13 protein-coding genes are annotated in these 15073 nt (G+C 65.3%); 1 reads left to right on the top strand and 12 read right to left on the bottom strand.

Features of this window, described 5'->3' with window-relative positions; all coding sequences use genetic code 11:
- The 10 genes from cysW to V6V88_RS07155 form a co-directional block, all read right to left on the bottom strand.
- Positions 1-900: a sulfate ABC transporter permease subunit CysW gene (gene cysW, locus V6V88_RS07200; RefSeq protein WP_062838614.1), complete on the bottom strand. Its 900-nt coding sequence runs from the start codon at positions 898-900 to the stop codon at positions 1-3.
- Positions 897-1787 (bottom strand): sulfate ABC transporter permease subunit CysT, encoded by an 891-nt coding sequence (gene cysT / locus V6V88_RS07195; RefSeq protein ID WP_056322290.1) that lies wholly within the window; start codon positions 1785-1787, stop codon positions 897-899. Before cysT ends, cysW begins: the two co-directional genes overlap by 4 nt.
- Before the next feature lie 24 nt (positions 1788-1811).
- Positions 1812-2777: a sulfate ABC transporter substrate-binding protein gene (locus tag V6V88_RS07190; RefSeq protein ID WP_230964897.1), complete on the bottom strand. Its 966-nt coding sequence runs from the start codon at positions 2775-2777 to the stop codon at positions 1812-1814.
- 276 nt (positions 2778-3053) lie between these two features.
- Positions 3054-3695 carry a peroxiredoxin gene (locus V6V88_RS07185; protein ID WP_217617709.1) on the bottom strand — a complete coding sequence of 214 codons (642 nt, stop codon included), beginning with the start codon at positions 3693-3695 and terminating at the stop codon, positions 3054-3056.
- A 205-nt stretch (positions 3696-3900) separates the two neighbouring features.
- The gene (gene aspT, locus V6V88_RS07180; RefSeq protein ID WP_338618622.1) at positions 3901-5601 is read right to left on the bottom strand and encodes an aspartate-alanine antiporter; all 1701 of its coding nucleotides are present in this window, start codon (positions 5599-5601) and stop codon (positions 3901-3903) included.
- 39 nt (positions 5602-5640) lie between these two features.
- Positions 5641-7461 (bottom strand): bifunctional aspartate transaminase/aspartate 4-decarboxylase, encoded by a 1821-nt coding sequence (locus V6V88_RS07175; protein WP_142050095.1) that lies wholly within the window; start codon positions 7459-7461, stop codon positions 5641-5643.
- Between the two features lie 115 nt (positions 7462-7576).
- Positions 7577-9268 carry an aspartate-alanine antiporter gene (gene aspT, locus V6V88_RS07170; protein WP_279210530.1) on the bottom strand — a complete coding sequence of 564 codons (1692 nt, stop codon included), beginning with the start codon at positions 9266-9268 and terminating at the stop codon, positions 7577-7579.
- A gap of 195 nt (positions 9269-9463) precedes the next feature.
- On the bottom strand, positions 9464-10393 hold the full coding sequence (locus V6V88_RS07165; RefSeq protein ID WP_056322276.1) for an electron transfer flavoprotein subunit alpha/FixB family protein: 930 nt from the start codon (positions 10391-10393) through the stop codon (positions 9464-9466).
- Positions 10394-10395: 2 nt separating this feature from the next.
- Positions 10396-11145 carry an electron transfer flavoprotein subunit beta/FixA family protein gene (locus V6V88_RS07160; RefSeq protein WP_056322273.1) on the bottom strand — a complete coding sequence of 250 codons (750 nt, stop codon included), beginning with the start codon at positions 11143-11145 and terminating at the stop codon, positions 10396-10398.
- A gap of 71 nt (positions 11146-11216) precedes the next feature.
- Entirely contained in the window at positions 11217-12140 is a 924-nt protein-coding gene (locus V6V88_RS07155) for a histone deacetylase family protein (RefSeq protein WP_082586273.1), read from the bottom strand.
- A 10-nt stretch (positions 12141-12150) separates the two neighbouring features.
- Between V6V88_RS07155 and mltB the strand changes: the two genes are divergently transcribed.
- Positions 12151-13311 (top strand): lytic murein transglycosylase B, encoded by a 1161-nt coding sequence (mltB, locus tag V6V88_RS07150; RefSeq protein ID WP_056322271.1) that lies wholly within the window; start codon positions 12151-12153, stop codon positions 13309-13311.
- Between the two features lie 156 nt (positions 13312-13467).
- On the opposite strand, the gene cysM is transcribed toward mltB, so the two are convergent.
- A complete protein-coding gene (gene cysM, locus V6V88_RS07145; protein WP_056322744.1) occupies positions 13468-14376 on the bottom strand; it encodes a cysteine synthase CysM in 909 nt (302 codons plus the stop codon).
- 175 nt (positions 14377-14551) lie between these two features.
- On the bottom strand, positions 14552-15058 hold the full coding sequence (locus tag V6V88_RS07140) for a helix-hairpin-helix domain-containing protein (protein ID WP_223574709.1): 507 nt from the start codon (positions 15056-15058) through the stop codon (positions 14552-14554).
- Between the last annotated feature and the right edge of the window lie 15 nt (positions 15059-15073).

Below are 15073 nucleotides of genomic sequence, written 5' to 3'. Positions count from 1 at the left end.
TCAGGCAGCCGCCGGGTTGATGGCAACCGCGGGGCCGGGATACTCCACCGGCTGGTCGGCGCCCTGCAGAAGGCGCGCGTTGCGCCACTCGACCACGTTCTTCGCCACCAGGGTCACCAGCGCCAGCAAGGCCAGCAGCGAAGCGACGGCGAACGCCGCGGAATACTGGTATTCGTTGTAGAGAATCTCCACATGCAGGGTCATCGTGTTGGTCAGCCCCCGGATCTGCCCGGACACCACCGACACCGCCCCGAACTCGCCCATTGCCCGCGCGTTGCACAGGATGGCGCCGTACAGCAGGCCCCACTTGATGTTCGGCAGCGTCACGCGCCAGAAGATCTGCCAGCCGCTCGCGCCCAGCGTCAGCGCGGCCTGCTCTTCCTCGCTGCCCTGCGCCTGCATCAGCGGGATCAGTTCGCGCGCCACGAACGGGAACGTCACGAACAACGTCGCGAGAATGATGCCGGGCACCGCATAGACGATCTTGATGTCGTGCGCCTGCAGCCACTCGCCAAACCAGCCCTGCGAGCCGAACAGCAGCACGAACACCAGACCGGCCACCACGGGCGAGACCGAGAACGGCAGGTCGATCAGCGTGATGAGGAACTGCTTGCCGCGGAACTGGAACTTGGTGATGGCCCACGCCGCCGCCACGCCGAACACCAGATTGACCGGCAAGGCGATTGCCGCGACCAGCAGCGTCAGACGGATCGCCGCCAGCGCGTCCGGTTCGACGATGGCGTCCAGGTACAGCGCCCATCCCTTCCGGAAGGCCTCGGCAAACACGGCCGCCAGCGGCACCAGCAGAAAGAGCGCCAGAAACCCCAGCGCGATGAACAGCAGAACGCCGCGCACCCAGCGCGGCTCGGTCAGATGCGCGGGACGATCCGATGCGCTCATGACAGCCTCCCCAGGCCGCGGCGCGCCTGCCAGCCCTGCAACAGATTGATGACGAGCAGCAGCACGAACGACAGCACCAGCATCACGGTCGCGATGGCGGCCGCGCCGGCGTAGTCGAACTGCTCCAGCTTGGAAATGATCAGCAGCGGCGTGATCTCGGACACCATGGGCATGTTGCCCGCAATGAACACCACCGATCCGTACTCGCCCACCGCGCGCGCAAACGCCAGCGCAAACCCCGTCATCAGCGCGGGCGTGATGGTCGGCAGCAGCACGCGCCGGAAGGTCTGCCAGCGGTCCGCGCCCAGGCTGGCGGCGGCCTCTTCGATTTCGCGCTCGACGTCTTCAAGCACCGGCTGCACCGTGCGCACGACGAACGGCACGCCGATGAAGATAAGCGCGATGACGATGCCCAGCGGCGTGAACGCCACCTTCAGGCCAAACCATTCCGACAACGGCCCGCCCAGCCAGCCCTTCTGCGAGTACAGCGCGGTCAGGGCAATGCCCGCCACAGCCGTCGGCAGCGCGAACGGCAGGTCGACCAGCGCGTCCAGGATCTTCTTGCCGGGAAAGCGGTAGCGCACCAGCACCCACGCGACCACCGTGCCGAACACCAGGTTCACCAGCGCAGCGATGAACGACGCGCCGAAGGTCAGCTTGTAGGAGGCCAGCACGCGCGGCGCGGTGACTGCGTCCCAGAAGCCTTGCCATCCCAGGCCGGCGCTCTTGATGGGCAAGGCGGCAAGCGGGATCAGCACGAGCACGCTGAGATACAGCACCGCGTAGCCCATGGAAATGCCAAATCCGGGCAGCACGCCCGGGCTGTTGCGCCGAGCGGCAAAAGGCGCTTGCGCGCCGTTTGCCACCGGGTTCGAGGCTGAAGTCATGGCCGTCGTCCGAACGTGATGCCGTTATTTCTTCTGCGGCTGGTAGATCTGATCGAAGGTGCCGCCGTCGCTGAAGTGATCCTTCTGCGCTTTGCGCCAGCCGCCGAAGATCTTGTCGTCGATGGTGACGAGCTTGACCTTGGGGAACTTCGCCTCGTATTTGGCGGCGACCGTCTTGTCCAGCGGACGGTAGTAATTCCTGGCGATGATTTCCTGGGCGGCCGGGGTGTACAGGAATTCCAGATAGGCCTGCGCGGCGGCGCGTGTGCCCTTCTTGTCGACGACCTTGTCGACGATGGCCACCGGCGGTTCGGCCAGGATGGACAGCGACGGCACCACGATGTCGAACTTGTCCGGGCCCAGTTCCTCCAGGGCCAGGAACGCTTCGTTCTCCCAGGCCAGCAGCACGTCGCCCACGCCGCGCTCCACGAACGTCGTGGTGGCGCCGCGCGCGCCGGTATCCAGCACCGGCACGTGCTTGAGCAGGTCGCCGACGAAGGCGCGCGCCTTGTCCTCGCTGCCGCCGTTCTTTTCCAGCGCGTAGGCCCACGCGGCCAGGTAGTTCCAGCGGGCGCCGCCCGAGGTCTTGGGATTCGGGGTGATGACCTGCACGCCGTCCTTGACCAGATCGTCCCAGTCCTTGATCTGCTTCGGGTTGCCCTTGCGCACCAGGAACACGATGGTGGACGTGTACGGCGAGCTGTTCTGCGGCAGGCGGGTCTGCCAGTTCTCGGGCAGCAGGCCGCGGTCGGCAATGGCGTCGATGTCGTAGGCCAGCGCCAGCGTCACCACGTCGGCTTCCAGGCCGTCGATGACCGAACGCGCCTGGCGGCCGGACCCGCCGTGCGACTGGCGGATCGTCAGATCGACGTTGGCCTTTTCCTTGTACTGCTTGACGAAGGCGTCATCGATGGCGCGATAGAGTTCGCGCGTCGGATCGTAGGACACGTTCAACAGCGTCTGCTTCTGCTGTGCCTGCGCGGGCGCCATCGCGGCAAACGACACCGTGACTGCGGCCAAGGCGGCCAACCAACCGGCTTTCCCGAAAGACATGCCCTGCTCCCTGTGATCTGCAATGTGGAGGCAAGTTTGCGGGCAGGCCGATCTGAACGGAACGAATCATTTTTTGATTGCTCATCGCCAAGAGGCATATAGGACGCGCGTCCCAGCAACGAAAAACCGCCGCAATCCTCTATGAAGATTGCGGCGGTCCGGGTGGTTATCCGGCGCGCTGAAGCGGCAGCGCGCACCCCCTGTTTTTCGTATTTACTTATTCGGTTGCGGCGTGATGCGCAGGTACGGACGCACGGCCTTGTAGCCCTTGGGGAACTTCTCCTTGATGACCGCTTCGTCCTGCAGGGAAGGAACAATGATCACGTCGTCGCCGTCTTCCCAATTGACCGGCGTGGCCACGCTGTGGCTGTCGGTCAGTTGCAGCGAATCGATGACGCGCAGGATCTCATTGAAATTGCGGCCCGTGCTGGCGGGATACGTGATGGTCAGGCGGATCTTCTTGTTCGGATCGATGACGAACACCGAACGCACGGTCGCCGTGGCGCTGGCATTCGGGTGGATCATGTCGTACAGCTCGGAGACCTTGCGGTCCTTGTCGGCGATGATCGGAAAGTTGACCGTCGTCGATTGCGTGTCGTTGATGTCTTCGATCCACTTGGCGTGCGAATCGGCGCCATCGACCGACAGGGCCAGAACCTTCACGTTGCGCTTGGCGAACTCGTCGGCCAGCTTGGCGGTGTAGCCCAGCTCGGTCGTGCAGACGGGCGTGAAATCGGCCGGATGCGAGAAAAGCACCCCCCAGCTGTTGCCCAGGTACTCGTGGAAGCGGATCTTGCCAGCCGAGGATTCCTGCTCGAAATCAGGGGCGGTGTCGCCCAGGCGTAGTTGACTCATGATGTCTCCTGTACGGGATTCAGTTGATGGGACCGGCCGCCGGTCCGGCTTGGACCGCAGCGGGCAATCGCGTTTCGGGCGGCGGTGACCGCGTGTGAAACGATTCTTCCATCAAACCAACAGGCGGGGAAATACGCAAGTCATATAACCTTATGCAATATTCGCAGCAGGCTTTGCGCCATCCCGCCCCCCGGACCAAATACCCTCAGCCCAGGTGGTACGCCAGCGACACGATGATCGGCCCCAGCACCGGCAGCAGCACGTTGGCGATGGCGTATGTCACCGTGTAACCCAAGAGGGGCACCGAACTGCCGCTGGCCGTCAGGATGGCGCTGATGGCCGGCGTGCTGACATGCTGCCCGGCAATGGCGCCCACCAGCAGCGGCCCTTCGATCTTCAAGAGCTTGTGTCCCACCCAGAGCGACAGGCACGCAGGCCCCAGCGACACCAACAGGCCGATCACGGGCAGCACCGCGCCATGCACGCGGATCAGCGACAGCGCATCCGGCCCGGCCGACAGGCCCACGCAGGCCACGAAGATCGCCAGTCCCAGGTCCTTGAGCAATTGCACGGCATGGGCCGGCATGTGTCCGATCGACGGCCGCTTCGCATTGATCCAGCCGCACACCAGGCCGCTGACCAGCGCCCCGCCCCCGCTGCCCAGCGATACCGGAATCCCCCACAGCCTTGCCCCCAGGCTGCCGATCATCAGCCCGGCAAGAATGCCGAACGCCAGAAAGACCAGGTCGGTCACGCCGCTGCGGCGCAGTTCGGATCCCAGCGCCGCGCCCGCCTCGGACAGCTCCGGCTCCGCGCCCACCAGGGTGACCAGATCGCCGTATTGCACGACCGTCGCGGGGGTCAGGGGCAGCACGTGCCCCGACCGCGTAATGGATTGCAGGAACACGCCACGCGCGCGCCGGGCGTTGGGACGCTTGGCCAGCTCGCCCACCGTGTGACCATTGACGGTCTTCTTGCTGACGATGACTTGCAGCTCGCTCAATTGCAGGTCGTCCGCGTGCGCCTCGGGCAACTGGATTTCCGGGCCGATCACCGATCCGGCCCGCAGCGCAAAACGGCGCTGTCCCAGCACCACCACGATGTCGCCGGTCGCCAGCACATAATCGGGCGTGGCATCGACCGCCTCGCCATTGCGCAGGACGCGGCTGACCACCGTGCGCCCGCCCAACTGGGCCTCCACGTCGGCGACTCGTTTGCCGTCCACGTCCTTGACCACGTGGGCGCGTCCCACCAGCCGCGGCAGCGTCGGCAGGCTGGCTTCGTCGTTGTCGCCGGGCGTGGCGCCCAACTGGGCCTCCAGCGCCTTGGACGCCTCGCGCAGGTTGATGCGCAGCAGCGCGGGCGCCACCTGGCTGGTGAAGAACACGATGCTGATAAGCCCCACCAGGTAGGTCAGCGTGTAGGCCGTCGCGATGTTGGCCTCCATGCGCTGCACCTCGGCGTCCGGCAGCCCCAGGTGCTTGAGCGCCTCGGCGGCGGTGCCCACGACCGCCGATTCCGTGGCCGCACCGGCCGCCAGGCCCGCGGCGGTGCCGGCATCCAGCCCGAACAGCGGCACGGCCGTCAGCACGATCGTCAAGACCAGCACCGCCTCGATGAGCGGCAGCGCCACAAAGCGCAGGCTGGACCGGTTGAGGTTGGCGAAGAACTGGGGGCCGCCGGAGTAGCCCATGGCAAAGATGAACAGGGCGAACGCGACCTCCTTCAGGTCGCCGCGCATCTGGCAGCCGGTCTGGCCGATCAGCAGGGCGACGATGAGCGTGCCGCACACCCCGCCTAGCTGTATCGGCCCGACCTTCAGCTTGCCGATCAGGTATCCCAAGCCCACCGTGACGAACAACACCGCGATGGGGACGCTATTGAAAAACCCGACCGAACACGTCATGAGTTCACGCCGCCCTGTTGTTGCCTGCGTTGCGGCCGCCTACTTCGCGGCGGCCTTCTTTGCCGACTTCGCAGCCGTATCGGCCTTCTTCACCGCCTTCTTCACGGCCTTCTTGGCCGCCGTCTTGCCAGCCGGGACGCGCTTCTTGGCGGCAGATGCCTTGACCGTCTGGCCCTTGCCCGCGGTGGGGCCGGAACGCACCAGTTCAGACGACTTCCACGCCTCGACATATTCGGTCGCGGATTCGACCATGTACTTGCCGATCTTGGCGTAGTCCCCGTCGTCCAGGTTGGCCAGCGAAATCCGGATCGACCACGGCGGGCCGCCGAAGCCGCCGCCGTCCATCAGCACGACCCCCGACTTCTCCGCCAGGCGGAACAGGAAGTCCACCGGTTCGTAGTTGTCGATCATGTATTTGCAGAAGGCGTCTCCATACATGACCTTGGCCCAGACCATGAAGTCCAGTTCGACGTAGTACCAGCCCCGCATCGGATCTTCCGGCGGCATCGGAATGCCCAGCCCCCGCCACAGCGCGTCGCGCCGGCTGCGCACGATCTGCATGGTCAGATGCTTGTAGGCGTCCTTCAGGTCCAGCAGATGCGACAGCGCGAAAAACCCCATCTGCACCTGCTGCGGCAACGATAGGCCGGCCGTGTGATTCAAGGCGACATCCCGGCTGTCAGCGACCAGGCGGTCAATGAACTTCAGTTTTTCCGGCTCCATCGTCATGGCGCCGTAGCGCTTGTCCAGCCGCTTTTTCCACGCTGCGGGCAGCTCGGCGATGCGCCGGTCCATCGTGTTGTTCTCGTGCGTGGCGATGACGCCCAGACGCCAGCCGGTGCAGCCGAAATTCTTTGAAAAGGAGTACACGCAGATGGTGTTCTGCGGCACCTCGGCCATCAGCGACCGGAAGTTCGGCACGAAGGTGCCATAGACGTCGTCGGTCACCAGCACCAGGTCGGGATTCTTGCGGATCAGGCGCACGATCTGCTTCATCTCGACGGGACTGAACGCGACGGAGGGCGGGTTGCTGGGGTTCACCGTGACCGCCAGCTTGATCTTGGGATCCTCCAGCTTGGCGATTTCCGAGGGCGGATAGTGCCAATCGTGCGTGCCGTCGGCGCGCATGCTGCTGGCGTTGATGCCGACGATCTTGAACTGGAAGCGCTCTAGGTGCGCGATCTCGATGTAGGGCGTGAACGTGGGCAGGAACAGCGCGATGGTGTCGCCCTGCTTGAGCAGACCGTTGACCATCAGCGAATCGAAGATGTAGCACATGGCCGCCGTGCCGCCTTCCACCGGGAAGAGATCGAACTTGCCCTTGGGCGGGCGGCCATCGCACATTTCCTTGACCAGGTAGTCATGGATGATCTGCTCGATGTGCACCAGCGCCCGGGGGGGCACGGGATAGTGGTCACCGATGATGCTGTCGGTCAGTTCATGGATCCATTCGTCCGGATCAAACCCCTTGATCTTCACGCCATATTCCAGCACCCCGACCAGAAAGTCGTAGCCGTCTTCACCCTTGTGCTTGGAGAGGAACTTGCGCAGCCGGTCGGCGCACCCCTTCTTGGCCGGCATGCCCGCCAGGATGCCTTCGTCGCGCACCCGGCGCGCCTCTTTCATGGCAAACCGGCCCAACAGGAAAAACGCATCCCGCGGCTCCGTGGCGATCCAGTTGGGATTGCCGCGGCCCGCGTTCAGCATGGTGGCGGCGGCCGATTGCTGGCTATCCTTGGCCAGCGTGATCAGATAGTCCTTCAGTTCAAACGGAGACAACTGTTCCAGGTCGCGCTGATGGGAACGCGTGGTCTTCAAAGCCGAGGCCAGGCTGACGGTGACGGGCGCAGTGGAAGCCATTTTGTGTACTCCTGATGTGCGTGTTGGCCGACGCCGTGAAGACCGGCGCCGTTACGATTGCCGCGCTTTTCTGCTCTGTAGCACCCGCACGCCGCGGCTTTGCGGGGCTGTCCGGCTAGGCCATGAGCATGACGATGACAATGCCCCAGATGATCAGGAGGGTATTGCCGATGGCATAAGGCACCGTGTAGCCAAGCGCCGGGACCTGGCTTTTCGCCGTCTCGGTGATCTGGCCGATGGCCGCGGTCGTGGTCCGGGCGCCGGCGCAGACCCCCAACGCAATGGCCGGGTGAAACTTGAAGACATGACGGGCGATCAGCACGCCCAGGATCATCGGAATGCTGGTGGCAATGACACCGGCGATGAAGAGCTTGGCGCCCAACTGCTGAAAGCCCTGTACGAACCCCGGTCCGGACACGATGCCCACGACGGCGACGAACGCGGTAAGGCCTACCGATGTCAGGAACCAGTGCACCGGCTCGGGCACACGCCCGAACGTCGGATGCACGGAGCGCAGATAGCCGAACACCAGCCCTGAAATCAGCGCGCCGCCGGAAGTGGACAGCGTGATCGGAATTCCGCCCACGGTCAGCACCAGCGTGCCGAACAACCCGCCCAGCAAAATGCCGAAGCCCACGAACACCATGTCGGTCTGATTGGTCGCGCGGTCCACGTAGCCCAGCTTGCCCACGACCCGTTCGACGTCGCGCTTGGCGCCCAGCATGAAAAGGCGGTCGCCGCGGTCCAGTTTCAGGCCCCAGTTGACCGGCATCTCGTGGCCGCCACGCACGACCTTGCGCAGGAACACGCCCCGGCCCAGTTGGCGCACCGTCTCGTTATCGGCAAGCTCCTTGATCGTCTTGCCGGCCACGTTCTTGTTGGTCAGCACGACTTCGACGACTTCGGCGGGCAGGTTGATGACGTCACGGTCCTCGACCTCGGTGCCAATGAGACCCGAGGCCTGCAGCACCAGCGCGTCATGGCGTCCGGTCACGCCCAGCACATCGCCGGCCTGCAGCGCCGTGCCCGAGTCGGCATCGATGATCTGGTCGCCGCGGCGGATGCGTTCGACGAACACGCGGGCGTCGACGAATTTCGCCTCGAGCTCGCCAACGGTCTTGCCGACGTAATCCGTGTTGTCCAGCCGGTAGGCCCGCGCCGTGAACTTGCGGTAGCCCGACAGTTCCATTGAATCGGCCCCGCCGGACATCTTGGCCTCGTATTCCTGGCATTCCTTGACGATGTCCACGCGCATCAGCTTCGGGCCCAGGGACGCCAGCAGCCAGGCGCTGCCCACCGTGCCATAGATGTAGCAGACCGCATACGCGACGGGGATGCTGTCGATCCACTGCTTCTTGGTGGCGGCATCGACGGACAGCCCGTTGATCGTGTCGGTGGCCACGCCCATGACCGCAGAAATGGTCTGCGCGCCCGACAGCAATCCCGCGCCGGTGCCGGCGTCAAAGCCGAACGCAACCGCGGTCCCCCAAGTGACCAGCAGGCAGAGCACGCAGATGACGACGGCAAAAATGACCTGAGGAAGGCCATCGCTTTTCATGCCGCGGAAGAATTGCGGTCCTACGCCGTAGCCAAGACCGAAGAGGAAAAGCAGGAAAAACACCTGCTTGAGAATGGGGGCAATCGATATGTTGAGCTGGCCGACCAGCACGCCCACCAACAGAGTTCCCGTTACTGCGCCCAGATTGAAGCCGAAGATCTTCTTGGCGCCGATCCAATAGCCAAGACCCAAGGTCAGGAAAATCGCCAGCTCCGGGTACTTACGTAGTGTGTCAAAGAACCATTCCATCACGAATCTCCTTCGTTCTGTACAGGTCAAGCACATTCGCAAACAGGGGGTAGCGCGTCGGTTACGTTAGCAGAGTCTTTGCGAAAATCAAACGTTTTTGACAATTTTGCGGCGCGGATAAAACGCGCAAAAAAACCGCGCAAAAAAAACCGCGGGCGTCACGCCCGCGGTTCTGATTGACGCCTGCGCTGCGGTTTACAGCGCGTTGGTCAGTTCGGGAACGACCGTGAACAGATCGCCCACCAGGCCGTAATCGGCCACGCCAAAAATCGGCGCCTCGGCGTCCTTGTTGATCGCGACGATGACCTTCGAGTCCTTCATGCCAGCCAGATGCTGGATGGCGCCCGAGATGCCGACGGCCACGTACAGTTGCGGCGCGACGATCTTGCCGGTCTGGCCAACCTGCCAGTCGTTCGGCGCGTAGCCGGCGTCGACCGCGGCGCGCGAAGCGCCCAGCGCGGCGCCCAGCTTGTCGGCCAGCGGATCCAGGATCTTGAAGTTTTCGGCGCTGCCCAGACCGCGGCCGCCCGACACCACGACGCGGGCGCCGGCCAGTTCGGGACGATCGCTCTTGGCAACTTCGCGGCCCACAAACGTGGACAGGCCCGAGTCGGCGACAGCGGCAGCGTCTTCGACCGAGGCGGAACCGCCTTGCGCGGCGACGGCGTCAAAGCCGGTCGTGCGCACGGTGATGACCTTGACGGCGTCGGCCGATTGCACGGTGGCAATGGCGTTGCCGGCATAGATCGGGCGCTGGAACGTATCGGCGGATTCGACGCCGATGATGTCGGAGATCTGCGCCACGTCGAGCTTGGCGGCGACGCGGGGCGCCACGTTCTTGCCCGAGGCCGTGGCCGGGAACAGGATGTGGCTGTAGCTCGAGGCCACGGCCAGCACCTGCGCGGCGATGTTTTCGGCCAGGCCGTCAGCCAGATGCGGGGCATCGGCCAGCAGGACCTTCGCCACGCCGGCGGCCTGGGCGGCCTGGTCGGCCACGGCGCGCGCGTTGGCGCCGGCGACCAGCACGTGCACGTCGCCTCCGATCTTGGCGGCGGCGGCGATGGCGTTCAGGGTTGCGCCCTTGAGTTGGGCGTTATCGTGTTCGGCAATAACCAGCGTCGTCATGATCAGACCACCTTCGCTTCGTTCTTGAGTTTGTCCACCAGCGCCGCGACATCGGCAACCTTGATGCCGGCCTTGCGGGCGGGCGGCTCGCTGACCTTCAGCGTCTTCAGGCGGGGCGCGGGATCAACGCCCAGGTCTTGCGGCGTGACGGTGTCCAACTGCTTTTTCTTGGCCTTCATGATGTTCGGCAGCGTGACGTAGCGCGGCTCGTTCAGGCGCAGGTCGGTGGTCACGATGGCGGGCAGCTTGAGCGACAGGGTTTCCAGGCCGCCGTCGACTTCGCGCGTCACGGTGACCTTGCCGTCGGCCAGCTCGACCTTGCTGGCGAACGTGGCTTGCGGCCAGTCCAGCAGCGCGGCCAGCATCTGGCCCGTCTGGTTGGCGTCGTCGTCGATGGCTTGCTTGCCCAGAATCACGAGCTGGGGCTGTTCCTTATCGACCAGCGCTTTCAACAGCTTGGCGACAGCCAGCGGCTGCAGTTCGGCATCGGTCTGGACCAGCACGCCGCGATCGGCGCCGATGGCCATGGCGGTACGCAGTGTCTCCTGGCATTGCGCAACGCCGCAAGAAACCGCCACGACTTCAGCGACCGCGCCCTTTTCCTTCAGGCGGGTGGCTTCTTCGACGGCGATCTCGTCAAAGGGGTTCATGGACATCTTCACGTTGGCGATATCCACGCCGGTCTGATCAGACTTGACGCGCACCTTGACGTTGTAGTCAACGACGCGCTTGACAGGTACCAACACCTTCATCCCGCTGCCTCCAATTGGAAAATAATGACCCGGCATGCGCCGGGATCGCATTGCACAATTTTTTCCTGATTCTACAGCTTCGCCAGCGCCCGTATGTGCGCGACCACGCTGCGGCCCAGGGCGGACAAGTTGTAACCGCCCTCGAGCGTGCTCACGATCCGGCCCTGACAGTGGCGATCGGCCACCTCGACCAGCTGCTCGGTGATCCAGGCGTAGTCCGCCTCCACCAGGCCCATCTGCCCCATGTCGTCCTCGCGATGGGCATCGAAGCCCGCGGACACTAGGATCAATTCCGGACGGTGCGCCTCCAGCCGCGGCAGCCAGGTGTCCGTGACGATGGTCCTGACCGCGGCGCCAGCCGTGTAGGCCGGCACGGGCACATTGAGCATGTTGGCGGCCGGATGGTCCGCGCCGCTGTTGGGAAAGAACGGATGCTGGAAGAAGCTGCACATCAGCACCCGATCGTCCCCGGCAAAGACATCTTCGGTGCCGTTGCCATGATGGACGTCGAAATCGACGATCGCCACGCGCGTCAGGCCGTGAAAGTCCATGGCATGCTGCGCCGCAATGGCGACGTTGTTGAAAAAGCAGAAGCCCATGGCCTGCGACCGGCACGCGTGGTGCCCGGGCGGACGCACGGCGCAGAAAGCCGTTCGCGCCTCGCCGCCCAGCACGGCATCGACCGCCGCCACCCCCGCTCCCGCCGCATGCAACGCCGCCTCGAAGGTGTGCGGGTTCATGAGCGTATCGGGATCGATAGGGTAATACCCTTGGTCCGGCGTATGTTTCTGCAAACTGTCCAGGTACTGGACAGTGTGCACGCGCAAGAGGTCATTGCGGGACGCCTGCGGCGCCTGCCGGTCATTCAGGTAAGGCATCAATCCGCTTGCGAGCAACTGATCGGAGATGGCGTCCAGCCTCTGGGGGCTTTCCGGATGCCAGCTTCCCATTTCATGCAAGCGGCATGCCGGGTGGGTAAGATACATGGTCTCCATAAGGAAGATTATGTTCATCTGTCGGCGAATACTGCAACTCGGCGCGCTTTCCGCTCTGCTGGCGGGGTGCTCCACCACCACTCCCACCGCAGCAACCTCCACTCCTTCCGCTTCCCAGACCGCTCAGGCTTCAGGGACGCCCGCCATCCGCATCGGGCCCAGCACGCCGACGCTCGGCCCCGAACTCGCGGACGACGCGCCCGCCACGCTGACGCCATCCGGCGCCTTGCGGCCCGACGTCCGCACCTTCGTCGAAAACCTGGCCGCCGAGCGTCAGCTGCCGCTGGCGCCGATGGTCCAGGCGCTGGAAAGCTCACGTTACAACGCCACGGTGGCGCGGCTCATCGCGCCCTCCCCGCCCGGCAAGAAGGTCTGGCGCAGCTGGCTGACCTATCGCTCCCGCTTCGTCGAACCCAAGCGCATTGCCTGGGGCGTCGAGTTCTACAACGAAAACCGCGACCTGCTGAATCAGGCGGCGCAACGCTTTGGCGTGCCGGCCCCGATCATCGCCTCCATCATCGGCGTCGAAACGCTGTATGGCCGCAACATGGGCAATTTCCGCGTGCTGGACGCGCTGGCCACGCTGGCCTTCGACTACCCGGACCCGGCCAAGCCCGAGCGCGCCACGATGTTCCGCACCCAGTTGGCCGACTTCCTGACGCTCGTCATGAACGACAAGCTGGAACTGGAAACCAAGGGGTCTTACGCCGGCGCGATCGGCATGCCCCAATTCATGCCGACCAGCGTGATGCATTACGCCGTGGACGGCGACGGCAACGGCCATATCGACCTGACCAACAACACCCAGGACGCCATCATGTCCGTGGGCAGTTTCCTGGCGCAGCACGGCTGGCAGCGCGGCGTGCCGGTGTTCGCGCCCGTGGTGCTGCCCGCCGACCCGACCGCCTTGGTGGACGGCGGCCTGGAGCCCAAGCAAAGCTGGACCACGCTGACGGCGGCCGGCTCGCGCCTGCAGCCCGGCGCATCCAGCGATGGCTGGGTCAGCCAGCCGCTGGGCGTGGTGGATCTGGTCGAGGAAATGCGCGGCACGGCGCAGTATCGCGTGGGGACGCCCAACTTCTTTGCGCTGACCAAGTACAACCGCAGCTACTTCTACGCCACGTCGGTGGCCGATCTGGCCACCGAGATCGAGGCCCGCGTGACGCGATGATCGTGCGCGCGCCGATTTTGCCCGCGCGGTGACTGCTGCCGCGCGGGTGGAAAAACGCCCCGGCGGATTCAACCGCCGGGGCGTTTTTTCATTCAAGGGATTGCCGCTTTGTCCTGGACGGCACGCCACGCAATCCCGCGCGGGCCAGCCAGCAGGTCAGTTGAAGACGCCGGTGGACAGATAGCGGTCGCCGCGGTCGCACACGATGAACACGATGGTCGCATCGTTGACGCGCTCGGCAACCCGCAGGGCCGCGACCAGTGCGCCGGCCGACGAGATCCCGCCGAAAATGCCTTCCTCGGCGGCCAGCCGCCGCGCCATCACTTCGGCTTCAGACTGCTGGATGGACTCGTAGGCGTCCACACGGCTGCGGTCGAAGATCTTGGGCATATAGGCCTCGGGCCATTTGCGGATGCCCGGAATCTGCGATCCTTCGGCCGGCTGCGCACCCACCACCTGCACGGCGGGGTTGCGCGACTTGAGGTACGTGGACACGCCCATGATCGTGCCCGTGGTGCCCATGGCGCTGACGAAGTGCGTGATGCGTCCTTCCGTCTGGTTCCAGAGTTCCGGGCCCGTGGTTTCAATGTGCGCGCGCGGATTGTCGGGATTGGCGAACTGGTCCAGCACCAGCCCCCGGCCGTCGGCCTGCATCTCGGTCGCCAGGTCGCGGGCGTATTCCATGCCGCCCTTGTCGGCCGGCGTCAGGATGAGCTCAGCGCCATACGCCGCCATGGCGGCACGCCGCTCGACGGACAGGTTGTCCGGCATGATCAGGATCATGCGGTAGCCCTTCATGGCGGCCGCCATGGCCAGCGCAATGCCGGTATTGCCGCTGGTGGCTTCGATGAGGGTGTCGCCCGGCTTGATGTCGCCGCGCTCTTCGGCGCGCTGGATCATCGACAAGGCCGGGCGATCCTTCACGGATCCCGCCGGATTGTTGCCTTCCAGCTTGGCCAGGATGACATTGCCGCGCGCGTCTCCCGCCGCCCCGGGAATGCGCTGCAGGCGCACCAGGGGCGTGTTGCCGACGGTCTGCTCGATGGTGGGGTAGGTAGTAGTCATGCGGTCGATCATAACTCCGCCCGGCGCCGCGCGACCCCAAAAGCCGCGCACGCGCCAGGGGCTCCCCGCATCGCCGGGATGCAGAGATGCAGGATCGCCGGACCGCCTGATCGCCTGATCTCCGGATCTCCGGATCGCCGGACCGCCGGACCGCCGGATCGCGTGACCGCCGGGCTCAGGGCTTGGCGCGGGCCGGGACCGGCGCGCCGCCCGCCGTGGACGCCCCGGCCGGCTTCGCCGCAGCCGCCTTGCCTGGTGCGGCGCGGGCTGCGGGCGCGGCTGCCGCCGCAGACTTCGGCGCGGCGCCCGACGCGCCGATCGTCAGGCCGGCCGCCTGAAGCGCCTGCGCCTTTTTCTGTCCGATGCCCCGCACACGCTCGGTCAGGTCGTCCAGCGATTCGAAACGGCCGCCGCGTTCGCGTTCGCGCACGATGATGTCGGCGGTGCGCGGGCCGATGCCCCGCAAGCCTTCAAGCTGGGCCGCCGTGGCCTGGTTGATATCCACGGCCTGGGCGGGCGGCGCGGCCACGCCAAGGCCGGCGGACAGCAGCAAGGCGCCAAGCACCTGCCGCAGCGCACGCTGGCCCGCGCGCGGGCAGGCGGGCATGGCGGCCGGACGCGCGCGGCGCCACGGCGCCAGCGGCAGATGGCGGGCAACGGTGGAATGGACGAAGGGATTCATGGGCACTCCTGAGGG

Source organism: Achromobacter sp. E1 (assembly GCF_037039475.1).
In the GTDB taxonomy this organism is placed as follows: Bacteria; Pseudomonadota; Gammaproteobacteria; order Burkholderiales; family Burkholderiaceae_B; genus Achromobacter; species Achromobacter mucicolens.
The sequence above is the reverse complement of the archived record's forward strand: the minus strand, read 5'-3'. Positions and strand labels throughout refer to the sequence as shown.

Excerpts from the sequence above, each read along its gene's own strand:
- cysW (WP_062838614.1), bottom strand. The coding sequence starts at position 900 with ATGAGCGCATCGGATCGTCCCGCGCATCTGACCGAGCCGCGCTGGGTG.
- cysT (WP_056322290.1), bottom strand. The coding sequence starts at position 1,787 with ATGACTTCAGCCTCGAACCCGGTGGCAAACGGCGCGCAAGCGCCTTTT.
- V6V88_RS07190 (WP_230964897.1), bottom strand. The coding sequence starts at position 2,777 with ATGGCGCCCGCGCAGGCACAGCAGAAGCAGACGCTGTTGAACGTGTCC.
- V6V88_RS07185 (WP_217617709.1), bottom strand. The coding sequence starts at position 3,695 with ATGAGTCAACTACGCCTGGGCGACACCGCCCCTGATTTCGAGCAGGAA.
- aspT (WP_338618622.1), bottom strand. The coding sequence starts at position 5,601 with ATGACGTGTTCGGTCGGGTTTTTCAATAGCGTCCCCATCGCGGTGTTG.
- V6V88_RS07175 (WP_142050095.1), bottom strand. The coding sequence starts at position 7,461 with ATGGCTTCCACTGCGCCCGTCACCGTCAGCCTGGCCTCGGCTTTGAAG.
- aspT (WP_279210530.1), bottom strand. The coding sequence starts at position 9,268 with ATGGAATGGTTCTTTGACACACTACGTAAGTACCCGGAGCTGGCGATT.
- V6V88_RS07165 (WP_056322276.1), bottom strand. The coding sequence starts at position 10,393 with ATGACGACGCTGGTTATTGCCGAACACGATAACGCCCAACTCAAGGGC.
- V6V88_RS07160 (WP_056322273.1), bottom strand. The coding sequence starts at position 11,145 with ATGAAGGTGTTGGTACCTGTCAAGCGCGTCGTTGACTACAACGTCAAG.
- V6V88_RS07155 (WP_082586273.1), bottom strand. The coding sequence starts at position 12,140 with ATGGAGACCATGTATCTTACCCACCCGGCATGCCGCTTGCATGAAATG.
- mltB (WP_056322271.1), top strand. The coding sequence starts at position 12,151 with ATGTTCATCTGTCGGCGAATACTGCAACTCGGCGCGCTTTCCGCTCTG.
- cysM (WP_056322744.1), bottom strand. The coding sequence starts at position 14,376 with ATGACTACTACCTACCCCACCATCGAGCAGACCGTCGGCAACACGCCC.
- V6V88_RS07140 (WP_223574709.1), bottom strand. The coding sequence starts at position 15,058 with ATGAATCCCTTCGTCCATTCCACCGTTGCCCGCCATCTGCCGCTGGCG.